Here is a 15,527-nt window from a genome sequence, read left to right on the forward strand (position 1 = left end):
AAACCTCAACCGTGGGCCGTTCCTAGGATTGGCGCCCCGATTCGCGCCTGTTGCGCGATTGCATCTGTTCGACGATCTGCTCGAGACTCGCGGTGATCACCAGTTCCGATGCGCCGCCATCGCCCCGCCGAATCTGCTCCAGACAATGACGGGTGCCGACCTCCAGTGGGATCGGGTGGATATTGCGTTCCGCGTAGAACCTGAGCATCTGCTCCCCCACCATGCCGGACTTCCAGGGGCCCCAGTCGATGGCCAGCGCCTGCACGCCGGGCCAGATATGGCCGAGGCTGTCGGCCAGCTTGTTGAGCACCTCGTTGGCCGCGCCGTAGTCGCTCTGTCCGGCATTGCCGAAACGCCCGGCGATGGAGGAGAAGAACAGCACGAACTTCAGGCCCTGCGGACGCAAGCGGGCGGCGAGCACCCGGGCGCCGGCGACCTTGGTGTCGTACACCGCGGAGAAGGACTCCAGGGTCTTGTCGCGGATCAGCTTGTCGTCGATGACGCCGGCGCCGTGCAGCACGCCGTCGATACGTCCCCAGCGCGCATAGATCCCGTCGATCAGCCGGCCGAAGGCCTCGCCGTCGCGCACATCCACGGCGTGATACTCGACCCTGGCGCCGGTCGCCTCCAGGCGCGCGAGGTTGTCGCGGATCTCGCGGTCCTTGAGCAGACGCTTGAAGACCCGGTCCACCTCGGCCGGCTTCAGCTTCGCCCCGCCCTCGCCGCGCAGCTTGCCGATCAGCACCTGCTTGAGGCGTGCCGGGTCGGCGATGGCGCGGGTATCCTCGGCCTCCTCCTCCGGCAGCGGACTGCGCCCCACCAGCACCAGTTGCGGACGGTACTCGCGGCCCAGGGCGGCGGCGATTTCCGCGGTGATGCCGCCGGCGCCGCCGGTGACCAGCACCACGGCGTCCTCCTCCAGGACCGGCGGCCGCGCCTCGACGTCGGCCGGCTGCGGCCCCAGTTCCAGCTCGAAGCGCCCTTCGGCGTCGTGACCGACTTCCAGCGCGGGCGCCTGCGCGGCCCATTCGCCCAGCACCCGCTCGACCCGCTCGCCGACCTTGAGGGCCGGCGCCAGGTCGATGCACTTGACGTGCACCTCGTCGCCCCACTCCCGCGCCGCCGACTTGGCGACGCCCAGGGTGCCGGCCGACTCGAAGGGCAGCTCGCGCGAACGCCCGAGGCCGAAGCGGCCGTCCAGCGCGGTGACGTTGAGCAGCCAGCCGGCTCCGACGCGGGCGGCATCCTTGAGATCCTGGTCGAAGACCTTGCACAGCAGAAACAGGACCTTGGCCGGGATAATGGCCGCCCCTTCCCCGCCCGGCACGCCGAGCAGATTGACGAGGGTGCCGATCCGCGCCTCGCCGAGCAGTTCGCGCAGGGCCTGCAGCGACTCCAGCGAGCCGGGGTCGAATTCGAAGCGACCACCGCCCAGCGTGCGGTTTTCCTTGCCGGGAACGATCTGCTTCACCTGGTGCCCGGCCTGACCGAAGGCGACGCGGAAGGCGCTGGCCAGTTCCGAGTCGTCCCCCACCAGCAGGACCGGCAGGCCGGCCGAGGGGTGCGCTCCGCCGACCTCGCCCAACGGCACGGCGACGGGCCTGGGGATGTAGCAGCGCACGACCTGTTCCGGCGCGATTTCGATTGCGGACTCCGCCGTCTCAGCCAGCGATGCCGACGGCGGAGTCAGTGCTTTTTTTGCGGCTTGCTCTCCTTCTCCCGCGGCCAGGGAGTCGTGGAGCCGGTCGTACCAGGCGATGATCTCGCCGAGAGTCTTGAAGCCGGCGAGCTCCTCGAACACCGCCTCCTCGTCGCGCCCGTGCATCAGGTTATGGCGATCCTTGAGCTGGCTCAGGACCTCGATGCGCTTGATCGAGTCGATGCCCAGATCGGCCTCCATGTGCGCGTCCAGATCGAGCATCTCTTCCGGATAGCCGGTGCGCTCGGCGACCGCCTGCAGCAGGTCGGCCTTGAACGCCTCGCTGGAAGCCAGGTCGGCGGGCGCGGCCTTGGCCGCCGGAGCGGATGCGGCGACCGACAGCCTGGGCGCCTCGGCGCGCTCCTCGCTGCGCTGGGCCGAACCCTCGATGGTGGTGGCGGCCTGGGATTCGCGGCCGACCGGCAGGCCGGCGGCGTGCAGCGACAGCACCTGGGCCGGCAGTACCGGCGCCGGCGCCAGCCCGGCCTGGGAGACCACCTGCAGGTTGGGACGCGACTCGCCGCCGCCCGCCAGCTCGGCCCCGGCGAGGCTGCTCTGGAAATCGAGGAAGCGGCGCAGCGTTTCCTGCTGGTCGCGTTGTAGCGCGATGAATTGCGCGATGACTTCCTGAACATGTGCGACGTTCAACAGCGATGGGGTCTCCATCGCTGCCGGGAGCTCTCCCGTACGCAGCGTGTTGTCGTTTGCCATGCTGAACCTCCGTTGTGGCGCGTGGCGGTTTACGTTGACCGGAGTTGCCGCCGGTCGGGCGAAACTGACGTGGGCGACGGTCGAGGCGCCCGCGAGCGGCTGTGCCTGGGGTTTCGGCGCCGCCGGCTGCGAGCCGGGCACCGCGGCCGGCGCCTTCGACGCAGTGGCCGCGAAAGCCTGGGCGAGCGCCGGGCGTGCCCTGGCCGGCGCGTTCCAGGGCAGCGCGCGGGCACCGTTGACCCGCCAGATCAGCGGGCCGGGTACGGCCCTGGCCTTGGCCCGGGCGAACACCTCCGCGACCGCCAGCGCCTCGTAGCCGCGCCCCCTGAACCAGCGGCCGAAGTCCAGCGGCAGGCCGAGCACGAACGCCTGGCCGAGCAGATGGGCGAGTTGCACCCAGCCGCCGCGTCCGGGTGCCTCGATGCCCAGCGCGCTGTGCGGACGCTCGGCGAGGATGCGGTCGACCAGGCCGGTCAGCACCAGGCCCGGACCGGACTCGATGAACACCCGCGCACCGGCCTCGTATAACCGCTCGATCTCCTTGACGAAGTGCACCGGCTCGGTCATGTGCTCGACCAGCAGGGCGCGCATGGCTTCGGGCTCCGCCGGATAGGCATCACCGCTGGTATTGCTGAACACCGGCAGCCGGGCCGGGGCGAACTCGATCTTCGCCAGCTCGGCGGCCAGGCCCTCGCGCGCGCCGGCCATCGCCGGCGAGTGGAAGGCGGCGCTGACCGGCAGCACCTTGACGCGCAGCGACTCCTTGCCCAGCACCCTGGCCGCGACCTCGATGGCCTCCGGCGAGCCGGCGACTATGGTCTGGTCGGCGGCATTCAGGTTGGCCAGGCTGACGTTCAGTCCGTGCTGCTCGATCAGCGCGCGGACGCGGACCTCGTCGGCGTCGATCGCCGCCATGGCCCCCGGATTGCTCCGCCCGGCCTCGGCGGCGAGACGGCCACGGACCTCCGACAGATGGATGAAGTCGTCCAGGCCGATCACCCCGGCGGCATGCAGGGCGACGTACTCGCCATAGCTGTGCCCGGCGACGAAATCCGGCTTCAGCCCGTAGTCGCCGAGCACCCGGAGCGCGGCGCTGTCGACCACCCCGAGCGCCGGCTGGGCGACCTGGGTCGCGTTCAGCGCGCTCTGCTGGCGGGCACGCTCCTCGTCGCTGAACACCGGCAGCGGATAGATGTAACGCGACAGGGGCTGCTCCAGGCGCTCGGCGAGCAGTCTGTCGGCACGCTCGAACAGATCGTGCAGTTCGGGCAGGGAACTGGTCAGGTCGGCCAGCATGCCGATCCGTTGCGATCCCTGGCCGGGGAACAGGAAGCAGACGCCGCCGGTCGCCGGCCCTTCGCGGAAGAACACCCCCTGCGGGTACTTCGCTTCGCTTGCCCGCCCCTGCAATGCCTTCAGGGCCAGCTCCAGCTTGCCCTTGAGATCGCCACCGGAAGCGGCGAGCAGGGCCAGCCGGCAGTCGCTGTCGCCGGCCGTCGCCTGCTCCAGGTGCAGCGAGTAGGCGAGTTGGGCGACATCGAGCTGCTCGGGGTGCTCCAGGGCATCGAGCAGGCGCTGCACCCGTTCGCGCACCTGGGCACGATCCTGGCCACGGAAGACGAAGGGCTCGGCATCGCGCGGATGCAGGTCGACGATGTCGCTGTCGCGGTAGGCGCCGCCGTACTCTTCCATCACCACGTGGAAGTTGGTGCCGCCGAAGCCGAAGGCGCTGACCCCGGCGCGGCGCGGATGGTTCGTGGCGTTCAGCCAGGGCCGGGTTTCGGTGTTGATGTAGAACGGCGAACGGCCGAAGTCGATCTTCGAGTTCGGCGTATCGACGCCGATGGTCGGTGGCAGCACGCGCTGCTTGAGCGCCAGCGCGGTCTTCGCCAGCGCCGCCAGGCCGGCGCTGACCTTGGTGTGGCCGATCATCGACTTGACCGAGCCCACGGCGCAGGACTGGGCGGCCATGCCGGTCTTGCCGAAGGCGAGGTTGAGCGACTCGATCTCCGACTTGTCGCCGAGCGCGGTGCCGGTACCATGGGCCTCGATCAGGCCGATGCTGGTCGGATCGACCGCGGCATCCTCGTAGGCGCGCTGCAAGGCGGTGACCTGTCCCTGCGGATGGGGCGCGGTGAGGCTGCGGTTGCGGCCGTCGCTGGAGGCGCCGATGCCCTTGAGCACCGCGTAGATGCGGTCGCCGTCGCGCTCGGCGTCGCCCAGGCGCTTGAGCACCAGGGCCACCACGCCCTCGCCCAGGGCGATGCCGTCGGCGCTGTCGTCGAACGGCCGGCTGCGGCCGCGCGGCGACAGGGCGTGGGTCTGGGCGAAGCAGAGGAAGCCGACCGGATTGTTGGTGGCGTCCACCGAACCGACCACGGCGACGTCGGCGTCGTGGCTGCGCAACTGGCGGATGCCCGCGTCGAGGGCCGCCAGCGACGAGGCGCAGGCCGCGTCGACGATGAAGTTGGTGCCGCGCAGGTCGAAACGGTTGGCGATCCGACCGGCGATGACGTTCTCCAGGATGCCGGGGAAGGAGTCCTCGGTCCACTTGGGCAGGTCGTGCTCGTAGAGCGCCTCCGTCAGTTGCCTGGCGGCCTCCTCGGGCAACCCGTCAATCCGCGGCAGGTAACGGGAAAGCAGACCACGGAAGATATAGTCGCAGCCCAGCTCGTTCATCCCGCCGGCGGCGAAGATGGTCGCGGTGCGCTCCCTGGCGAACGAACGGCGGTCGAAACCGGCGTCGGCCAGCGCCTGGCGCACCACGTCGAGGGCGAGCAACTGCACCGGCTCGATCGATTTCAGGCTGGCCGGCGGGATGCCGTAGAGCGACGGATCGAACTGGATGTCGTCCATGAAGCCGCCCCACTTCGAGTAGGACTTGTCCGGCGTACCGCGCCGGGGGTCGAAGAAGTCCTCGGGGCGCCAGCGCTCCGCGCTCACCTCGCGGATCGCGTTGACCCGGTGGATGATGTTCTGCCAGTAGGTGCGCAGATCGCTGGCGCCGGGCAGCAGGCTGGCCATGCCGACGATGGCGATGTCGCTCTCCGCGGCCACGCGCCTGGCCGCGCGCTTGCGCGGCAGACGCTGCTCGGCCTGGGCCAGCACCCCGCCGCTGCCCTCCGACACCGCGTCGTGCAATTCCGCGATGCTCAGCACGCGGGAGCGCAGGCGGGCGACCTCGCCGAGCATGTACATGCCCTCGCGGCGCTGGTCCTCGATGGGAATCCGCACGTATCGGGAAGCGCCTGCCGAGCGGTCCGGGTTCTGGCTGACGCCCTTGGAGGCCATGCGCAAACGGCCGATGTTGAACAGCTCCAGCACCTTGAGCACCTTCTCCGGGCTCTCCAGGGCCAGCAGCATGTCGCGCCGGGTGCGGTTGAACTCGTCGCAGAAAGGCGTCACCGCGCAGCGGGTGTACATGCCCTTGCCGGATTGCAGCAGGGTGGTTTCCTTGCAGGCGATGGCCTGGGACTGGAACTCCGGCAGGATCGCGCCGCTGTCGACGATTTCGTGGGTGAACAGATAGGCGGTGCCCATGATCACGCCGATCTTCATGCCGCGCTCGACCAGCGGCGCGGCCAGGGCGGACACCATCGCCGCCGACAGTTCGTCGTGGATGCCGCCGGCGAACAGGAGCTGAACCGACGCGGGATCGTCGATCTCGATCGAGGTCAAGGTCTCGATGGCCGATTCCCAGAGGATGAAGCTGCTCAGCGGGCCGGTATGGCCGCCGCACTCGCCGCCCTCGAAGATGAACTTGCGGGCGCCGTCCTTGACGAAGCCCTTGAGCAGTCCGGGCGAAGGCACATGCAGGTAGGTGCTGATGCCGATGGCTTCCAGCTCGCGGGCTTGGCCGGGACGTCCGCCGGCGATCAGCGCGAAGCGCGGCTTGATCTGGCGGACCACTTCGAGCTGGGCCTGGCGCAGTTCCAGCGGCATGAAACCGAGGATGCCGACCCCCCAGGGCTTGTCGCCGAGCAGTTCGGCGGTCTTGGCCAGCAGGCCCTGCACCTGCTCCTGGCGCATCACCGACAGGGCGATGAACGGCAGCCCGCCGCCATCGGCCACCGCCTTGGCGAAACCCTCCACGTCGCTGACCCTGGTCATTGGGCCCTGGACGATCGGATAGCGGGTGCCGTGCAGTCGCGCCAGCGGCGAGTCCGGGCCCAGCGCATGCTGTGCGCGGGCGGCGCGCAAGGCCTGTTCGGTGCTGCGGGAAAGCGCGGCGAGGATGCGCCCGACGGTACCGTGGCGGCGCGCCAGGGCGGCGGCCAGAGCGATGTCCTCGCCCATCGGCAGCAACGGGCCGTCCGCCCGGGCGAGCGATTCGAGCAGCAGGGCTTCCCAGTCCTCGCTCCTGATCACCGCCTGTTCGAGCGCCTCGAGCCGCTCGCGGGCGGCTCGGCCGAACAGGCGGAAGGAGCGTTGTTCGGGACCGACTAGCACGCTTTCGCTGCCATCCAGGGCCGCCCAGGCGCGGGCCTGCGGGGTGCCGACGAAGGGGCTTTCGTCGGCCAGCCAGAGCTGCTCGCAGAGCACCGCGCCGGAGGCGCCGGCGAGCACCGCGGCGGCGGCGGCATGGGCCCCCATGCCGCCCTGTACCCAGTAGGGGACGTTGACCCGGCCGTGCAGTTCCTGGAGCAGGATGAAGCTCGAATGGCAGCTGACCCAGCCGCCGGACTCGTGTCCCTTGAGGATCAGCCCGTCGCAGCCGGAAGCCTCGGCGGCCAGCGCCGAGGGCAAATCCCAGACCTCGACGAAGATCTTGCGAGCCAGGCGCTTGATCTTCTTCTTCAGCGCGGCCAGCTCCTTGGGCTGCATCCCGGTGAACACCAGATCGTCCGGCCTGAGACCGGCGAGCACCAGGATCGGCACGCGCTGCGGAATGAATTCGGCCAGTTGCTCGAGGCCGCGCCCGGCGGAGCCGAGGGTATCCCAGCGGATACCCCACTGGGCATTCGGCCCGGCATTGGCGGCCAGGCCATCGATGGCCGCCCTGGTGGTTTGCGGAGCGTTGTGACAACCCAGGTCGAGGATGCCGATTTCTCCGGCACGGCAGGCGGCAATCGCAATCCTGGAGTCGAGATACCCGGCGGGTGTTATCGCAATATGACTAGCCATTTGATCATCCTGCTCTCAAAAAGATGCGCTTTCGGCGCAAGCTTTTGTTCCTTGTTCGAGCCGCTACACACACTGCTCGCGTTCGACTGGCATGGCCCCGACTACCGCTGGAAAGCGGGAAATGCCATTCAATTGATATCGCCCGAGGATCGACGAACGGACCGCGAAGAGGGTCTTCGCCTCTTGTCCGGGGAAATGACCTCGCCCCCATCGGACATGCGATATCGACATGCTTGGTTTTCACACTACCGGCGAAACAAAGCGTACTCGGAATTGCCGATAATTCATTCCGATGTCACTGGGAAAGTGAATCCCGAATCCAAATCGAATTTGCACAAATCCATGAGGGCAATATGGCATCGATACTGCACTAGCGTCACAAGACAGGAAAAACACCTTTTACGCAGCACAAAAAACAGCGAGCGAAACGGCAATCACGATAAAACCATCAAGCACACAAGCGATCATCGCCAACAGGCAACTCAGGAGGCCAGACCGTCTCGAAAATGGGAATCTCCGTGATAGACCACAGCCGGACGGGAATTTTTCCCGAATAAAAACACAAGCTATTGATTTGAAAAATTTTAACAAAAAAATAACACCGCCAAAAAAGAATCCTTTAGATTTGCTTTGGCACGATGAACATGCCAGCGAACGCGCTCTCATACAATCCACCCGCAACTATGAAAAGTATGCAATCTTCGTTAATACGGCCCCTTTCAATAGCAAAAAGCAAATTTATGCAGTGCAAAATATAACTGAAAAAAGCTCATCGCCATCCTTCATGAGGATTACAATGCCAACAAATCGAAGCGCGATATCCGGCTAGCCACCGACCGAAACAGAGATTGCCACGCATATCTATCGACAGAACAACTAAGACAATCCTGTAAAACCATCTCGAAAATCGAAAAGTTGCCATGGAAATCTGCTCGAACAACGCGCGGAGTTTCCCGACGGAAAAATATCGAAATGCCATCGCGCTTGTTTTTCAAGCATTTTTTCGAAAAGCCGGGAAACAGTTGTGCAATGAACCCCGCGCCCTCCATGAAGGGCCGCGAGACCGGGATATTCGAAACGGCGATCGACAGACCGACAGTCGTCTGGCCGCCGTGAAGTCTCGGAATATTTCGGATGATGGCTGTATACGTATATATGGATGTGGATTATCGAAGCGCATCGTCGATGCCAGGGGCGCAAACTTGGCGCAAAAGCCTGCGCCAGGCCCATCCGCGTTGATCAATGGATCAGCACAGACAGTCGACCGTGTAGACCCGCCCTTGCGGGCCCTCCTCATGCTGCAGGCCGTGTACGTCCAGGCCGAATCCCGGAAAGCGCGCATCGAAGGCGCGGGTGGAATGCAGGTACTCGACGATCGCCCTGGTGGTCCGGGTGAAGCGCTCGCCCGGCATGATCAAGGGAATGCCCGGTGGATAGGGTACCAGCATCACCGCCGCGATGCGTCCCTCGAGATGCTCGATGGGCACCGCCTCGACCTCGCCGCGCACCAGCTTGTCGTAGGCATCCGCCGGCTTGAGGGCGATCTCCGGCAACAGGCTGTACAAGTGCTTGAGCGCCTTGGCCCGGGCGCTTTGCCGGTTGAAGTCGTGCAACTGGTCGCACAAATCGCGCAGCCCCATGCCGGCATAGCAGGCGCCGCCGGCCCCGGCGATGGACGGCAGCACCTGCTCCAGCGGCAGGTTGGCGTCGTAGCAACGCTTGAACTCCAGCAACTCGGTCAGCAGGGTGCTCCACTTGCCCTTGGTGATACCCATGGAGAACAGCACCAGGAAGGAATACAGGCCGGTCTTTTCCACCACCAGGCCACGCTCCCACAGGAAGCGGCCGACCACCGCCGCCGGAATGCCCTGCCCGGCGCCCCCCAGCCCCGGTGTCACCAGGGTGACCTTGATCGGATCGAGCAGCACGTAATCCTCCGGCAAGGCATCGAAACCATGCCAGTCGGCCGCCGGGGTCAACAGCCAGTCGGCGGCGTTCCCCTGCCCTCCGGTCGCGCCGAGCGGCGGCTGCCAGATATCGAACCACCAGTCGTCCGCCGCCAGGCCCTGGCGCAGGTTGGCCAGGGCATGACGGAAACTGAGCGCCTCGTCGAAGGTCTCCTGGATCAGCGAACGGCCGGCCGGCCCCTCCATCATCGCCGAGGCGACATCCAGCGAAGCGAGGATGCCGTACTGCGGGGACGTGGAGATGTGCATCATGAAGGCTTCGTTGAAGCGGTCGCGGTCCAGTTGCCGGCGTCCACCGTCCTGCACGTGGATCATCGAGGCCTGGCTGAAGGCCGCCAGCAGCTTGTGGGTGGAGTGGGTGCTGAACACCAGCGGAGCGTCCGGCGAGCGCGTGGTGCCCATGCCGTAGCGCCCGGCATAGAACTCATGGAAGGCGGCGTAGGCGAACCAGGCCTCGTCGAAGTGCAGCACCTCGACGCTATCGCCCAGGGTCCGCTTGATCAGCTCGGCGTTGTAGCAGAGGCCGTCGTAGGTGGAGTTGGTCACCACGGCGAGCTTCACCCGCGGCTCGCGGCCGCGAGCCAGGGGGTTGGCGGCGATCTTCGCGGCGATCGATTCGCGGCTGAATTCGCTGAGCGGAATCGGCCCGATGATGCCCAGCTCGTTGCGCTCCGGCACCAGATAGAGGGGAATCGCTCCGGTCATGACGATGGCATGGACGATCGACTTGTGGCAGTTGCGGTCGACCAGCACCAGGTCGTCGCGGGCGACCATGGAATGCCAGACGATCTTGTTGGCGGTCGAAGTGCCATTGATCACGAAAAAGGTGTGATCGGCGCCAAAATTGCGGGCCGCCCTGAGTTCCGCCGCGGCCAGCGGGCCGGTGTGGTCGAGCAGCGAGCCGAGTTCCGGCACCGACACCGAGAGATCGGAGCGCAGGGTGTTCTCGCCGAAGAACTGGTGGAACGCCTGGCCCACCGGGCTCTTGCGGTAGGCCACGCCGCCGCCGTGACCGGGCGTGTGCCAGGAGTAGTTGGACTGCAGGGTGTGCTCGACCAGTGCGCTGAAAAAAGGCGGCAGCAGCCCGGCCAGGTAGCCGCGGGCGGCGCGGGCGACCTGGCGGGCCAGGAAGGGCACGGTGTCCTCGAACAGATAGAGGATGCCGCGCAACTGGTGGAGGTTGGCCATCGCCTCGGCCGGAGCGTTCTCGATGGTGATCCGCTCGCCGAGGGCGAAGATCGGCAATTGCGGAGCACGGGCACGGGCGAGGCGGATCAGCTCGAACATGTCCTGCAGCAGGCGCGGGTTTTCCCCTGCCCCCTCGGCGGCGACCAGGACGCAGGCCAGGCCGTGGTGGGTCGAAGCGACGATGCGCCCTTCGCTGGAACTGGCGCTGGAAAGGATACTGAAGCCGTTCTGCTCCAGTTCCCGGGCGATCGCCCGCACGCGCTCGCCGGCGACGCTGTCGGCCTTGATGTCGCGATGGACGATGAGAATCGGAAAATCGAGGTCTTTGTACACGAACCATGTCCCGAGGAGGATTTGCCTCAGGATAAGCCAGGGCGACGGCCTTCCGGCTACTGCTGCTGCGCCTGCTCCATCTGCAGCCACAGCGGCGGAGCGCCGGCGGCCTTCTCGATCGCCGCCAGCCGCTCGGCATGCGCGGCCAGCTCCTGCTCGCCGGCGCGGATCACCCGGGTGCGCTGACGCTCCGGCGACAGCCGGCGGATCGCCGAAGCCTGGGCGCGGCCCCCGTTCTCGCTCCCCTCGCCGGACAGCGACAGGTGCGTCTGCCCACCGGTCATGGCCAGCCAGACGTCGGCGAGGATCTCGGCGTCGAGCAGCGCGCCGTGCAGGTCGCGGTTGGAGTTGTCGACGTCGTAGCGCTTGCACAGGGCGTCGAGGCTGTTGCGCTGGCCGGGGTGGCGCTCGCGGGCCATCAGCAGGGTGTCGAGCACCGTGCAATGGGCATTGACGTCGGCGCGCTCGGTCTGTCCCAGCCGGGAGAACTCGTCCTCGATGAAGCCGATATCGAACGCCGCGTTGTGGATGATCAGTTGGGCGCCCTTGATGAACTCGAAGAACTCCTCGGCGATGTCGGCGAACCGCGGCTTGTCGGCGAGGAAATCGTCGGTGATGCCGTGCACCGCGACGGCGCCCTCGTCCACCGTGCGGTCCGGCTGCAGATAGACGTGGAAATGCCGCCCGGTGAGACGCCGCCCCTGCAGCTCGACACAGCCGATCTCGATGATCCGGTGGCCTTCGGTCACCGGCATGCCGGTGGTTTCGGTATCCAGTACGACGCTGCGCATGTTCTGTCGCTCTCCTCCTAGACGCCGTGTTTCTTCTGCGCGCGGGCGGCGGCGACGCCGCGGTTGGCCAGCAGATCGGCGCGTTCGTTGCCGGGATGGCCGGTATGCCCGCGCACCCAGCCCCAGGTGACCCGATGGCGGCCGACCTGCTCGTCGAGCTGCTGCCAGAGATCGGCGTTCTTCACCGGCTGGCGCGCGGCGGTCTTCCAGCCGCGCTTCTTCCAGTTCGGCAGCCACTCCAGGATTCCGCGCATCACGTATTCGGAGTCGGTGGTCAGGTGCACCTCGCAAGGCCGCTTGAGTTCGGCCAGCGCGCGGATGGCCGCGGTCAGCTCCATGCGGTTGTTGGTGGTTTCCGCCTCGCCGCCCCAGAGCTCGCGCTCGACGCCCTGGCAGACCAGCAGCGCGCCCCAGCCCCCGGGACCGGGGTTGCCCTTGCAGGCTCCATCGGTATAGATCTCGACCTTGTCGCTCACTCAAGCCTCATGTTTCGACGACGCGCGCCCACTGACCTTGACCACCGGCAGCGGCAGCAGCTTGCCGATGGGCTCCCGGCGAGTCTGCGGCAATGGCCGCAGGCCGACCACCAGCTTGCGCACCACCAGCAGGTAGAAACCGCCGCCCGGCATCTGCCAGGACTCGCCCCAGGACTCCAGGCGCGCGGTGCGGGATTGCCAGGCGCGGGATGAAAGCGGCGGACGATAGCATCCGAAGCGACGTTTCTCCAGCGCGAAACCGAGCAACGACAGCCAGTCGCCGACCCGGCTGGAACCGATGCAGCGGGCCTGGCGCAGCGCATCGCTGGCGAAAAGGCGGCGCAGGCCCCAGAGGCTGCGCGGATTGATGCCGACCACCAGGAGATGGCCGCCGGGGCGGACACTGCGCGCCGCCTCGCGCAGCAGCGCGTGGGGCGACAGGCTGAAGTCCAGGGCGTGCTGCAGCACCACCACGTCGGCGGCATGTTCGGCCAGCGGCCAGGCCTGCTCCTCGCAGACGATCTGCACTCCCGGCAGGGGCGCGCCCAGGCGCACGCAGCAACGGATCTGCGCCGTCCCCTCGAAGTCGCCCGGCGGACCGTAATGCACCAGGTAACCGCCGAAGAAGCGCGCCAACTCCTCCTTGAGCAGGCGTCGCTCCTCCTGCAGCATCTGCTGCCCCAGGGGCGTGGCGAACCATTCCCGGGCGTCACGCACCAGTGACAGCCAGCGGGGATCGGCGTTGGCGAAGGGTCGGTCGGTCATGAAAACTCCCTGCGTGCGAACGCTCGGTCTAAGATGGAACGAATCCTTTTAAGTTTAGCGGTCGCCAGCGTCAACACACCCCGGTGCCGCGATCCCTTCAACCCCGATGGACAGACCCGACAGGAGAATGCGGAACCGCCCGGCAAGACCGCGATGCCGGGGCGCCCGCGAAGACGGCATGGTACGGATAGATGCTCTCCCCGCCTTCCAGGACAACTACATCTGGCTGCTGCAAGATCCCACCACCCGGCGCATCGCCGTGGTCGACCCCGGCGATGCGACGCCGGTGCTCGCCTGGCTGGAGGCGAATCCCGGCTGGCAGCTCGCCGATATCCTCATCACCCACCATCACGCCGACCACATCGGCGGCGCGGAAATCCTCAAGCGAACGACCGGGGCCCGGGTGCTGGGCCCCGACGACGAGCGCATCCCGGCGCGGGATCTGACGCTGCACGACGGCGAAAGCGTCGAGGTCCTCGGCTACGCCTTCAGGATTCTCGAAGTGCCCGGCCACACCCGCAGCCACATCGCCTATTTCCACGCCGCCGCACAACCCTGGCTGTTCTGTGGCGACACCCTGTTCGCCGCCGGCTGCGGGCGTCTCTTCGAAGGCACGCCGGGCCAGATGCGCCGATCGCTGGAGCGGCTGGCCGGGTTGCCCGAGGCGACCCTGGTCTACTGCAGCCACGAATACACCCTGAGCAACCTGCGTTTCGCCCAGGCGGTGGAACCGGACAATCCCGCCATCGCCCGGCGCCTGGCCGAGGTGACCGCTTGGCGAAACGCAGGAAGCGGCAGCCTGCCGTCGGAACTGGCCCTGGAACGGGAAACCAACCCCTTCCTGCGTACCGGCGAAACATCCGTTAAAGAAAGAGTGGCCCGCCGCTGTGGCCAGCCAATGCTTGACCCAGATCAAGTTTTCACGGAGTTGCGGGCATGGAAGGACAATTTCTAGACAACTACCAACAGTTTACGGACTCCCGACGGGTTGACCCTGCTTCGGGACGCTTCCTAGAATCGGCCCACTTTTTTGCCCGGACTGTCCACTCGCCCATGTCAAAGTCACTTTTAGGAGGCGTTGTCCCAGGTGTTCTGGCGAGGCGTAGCCCGCTCCTCGTCGCCCTCCTGGCCACCGCACTGGCAGGCTGCCAAAGTACCAATCAGCGACCCGATGACGAATATTCGCGCCTGGTCGCGAAGCCCAAGCGCGAAACACTGTGGCTGGAACAGGCCGCCAGCGCGCAGCCTCAGGACATCTGGGTACGCATGCGCGAAGGTTTCTCGCTGCAGGACGAGATAGACGTCAACCCGCGCATCGAGCGCCAGCGCCTGTGGTTCGTCAGCAACCCGTTGCACATCGACAAGGTCAGCGAGCGCGGCGCCCTCTACATGCATTACATCGTCGAGCGCCTGGAAGAACGTGGCATGCCGCTGGAGCTGGCCCTGCTGCCGGTCATCGAGAGCGCCTACAACCCGCTCGCCTATTCCCGCGCCCATGCGGTGGGCCTCTGGCAGTTCATTCCCTCCACCGGTCGCGACTACAACCTGCACCAGACCCAGTGGTACGACGGCCGCCGCGACATCACCGCCTCCACCCAGGCGGCGATCGAGTACCTCTCCAAGCTTCACGACATGTTCAACGGCGACTGGCTGCTCGCCCTGGCCTCCTACAACGCCGGCGAGGGCACGGTCAGCCGGGCCATCGAGCGCAACCGCCGGCTCGGCCTGCCCACCGACTACTGGAACCTGCCGCTGCCCAAGGAAACCCAGGACTACGTGCCCAAGCTGCTGGCCCTGTCCCAGGTGATCATGACTCCCGAAGCCTATGGCATCAGCCTGAGCCCGATCGCCAACGAGCCCTATTTCGATCGGGTGGAGATCGGCGGCAGCATGGAGCTGTCGCGCCTCGCCGAGATGGCCGGCATAGACAAGGGCGAACTGTTGCGGCTGAACCCGGCCTACAAGCGCGGCATCACCCTGGACGGGCCCCAGTACCTGCTGGTGCCGACCGAAAGCGCCGAACGGCTGCAGCTCAGCCTGGGACGCACGCCCGAGCAACTGGCCGAATGGCGGAAACAGCGCCTGGCCGCCAGCCACGGCGGCGTCCGCCCGAGAAGGCCGGAACTGCATCGGACCTTCAGCCTGCAGCAGGCCACCACGCCGCCCAGCGCCGCACGGCTGCTGGCCCTGGAGGAAGAGCGGCCGCCGCGGCGGACGTCCGTCGCCGGCAAGAAGCGCAAGGCGGTGACCTACTACAAGGTGCGCAAGGGGGATTCGCTCCACCGCATCGCCCAGCGCTTCCAGGTGGACACCAAGACATTGCAGCGCTGGAATTCCCTGAGCGGCCGGACCATCCGCCCGGGGCAGACCCTGACCCTCTTCCTGGCGAACTGACAGCGGCCGGCGATGTCCGATCTCGAGTTCCGCGGAAGTTCGCCGTCTCCCGCCCCCGTCCGACACGAGGAGGGGCCGG

The 15,527-nt window shown here is 66.9% G+C and carries 7 protein-coding genes; 2 read left to right on the forward strand and 5 right to left on the reverse strand.

The genetic code is table 11. The annotated features are described in order from the left end of the window. Positions 1-22: 22 nt before the first annotated feature. The 5 genes from AVCA_RS13450 to AVCA_RS13470 form a co-directional block, all read right to left on the reverse strand. A complete protein-coding gene (locus tag AVCA_RS13450; protein ID WP_012701509.1) occupies positions 23-7,534 on the reverse strand; it encodes a type I polyketide synthase in 7,512 nt (2,503 codons plus the stop codon). 1,247 nt (positions 7,535-8,781) lie between these two features. Next, positions 8,782-11,022, reverse strand: a complete 2,241-nt coding sequence (locus AVCA_RS13455; RefSeq protein ID WP_012701511.1) for an Orn/Lys/Arg family decarboxylase — start codon at positions 11,020-11,022, stop codon at positions 8,782-8,784. Positions 11,023-11,078: 56 nt separating this feature from the next. Next, a complete protein-coding gene (gene dnaQ / locus AVCA_RS13460; RefSeq protein WP_012701512.1) occupies positions 11,079-11,813 on the reverse strand; it encodes a DNA polymerase III subunit epsilon in 735 nt (244 codons plus the stop codon). 17 nt (positions 11,814-11,830) lie between these two features. Then, positions 11,831-12,289, reverse strand: a complete 459-nt coding sequence (rnhA, locus tag AVCA_RS13465; RefSeq protein ID WP_012701513.1) for a ribonuclease HI — start codon at positions 12,287-12,289, stop codon at positions 11,831-11,833. After that, the gene (locus AVCA_RS13470) at positions 12,290-13,054 is read right to left on the reverse strand and encodes a class I SAM-dependent methyltransferase (protein ID WP_012701514.1); all 765 of its coding nucleotides are present in this window, start codon (positions 13,052-13,054) and stop codon (positions 12,290-12,292) included. 178 nt (positions 13,055-13,232) lie between these two features. Here AVCA_RS13470 and gloB point away from each other — a divergent pair, with 178 nt between their 5' ends. Together gloB and AVCA_RS13480 are read left to right on the forward strand one after the other, a co-directional pair. Beyond that, positions 13,233-14,009 (forward strand): hydroxyacylglutathione hydrolase, encoded by a 777-nt coding sequence (gloB, locus tag AVCA_RS13475; RefSeq protein ID WP_012701515.1) that lies wholly within the window; start codon positions 13,233-13,235, stop codon positions 14,007-14,009. A gap of 98 nt (positions 14,010-14,107) precedes the next feature. Continuing rightward, positions 14,108-15,448, forward strand: a complete 1,341-nt coding sequence (locus AVCA_RS13480; RefSeq protein WP_012701516.1) for a transglycosylase SLT domain-containing protein — start codon at positions 14,108-14,110, stop codon at positions 15,446-15,448. Positions 15,449-15,527 lie beyond the last annotated feature (79 nt).

Source organism: Azotobacter vinelandii CA (assembly GCF_000380335.1).
GTDB lineage: Bacteria > Pseudomonadota > Gammaproteobacteria > Pseudomonadales > Pseudomonadaceae > Azotobacter > Azotobacter vinelandii.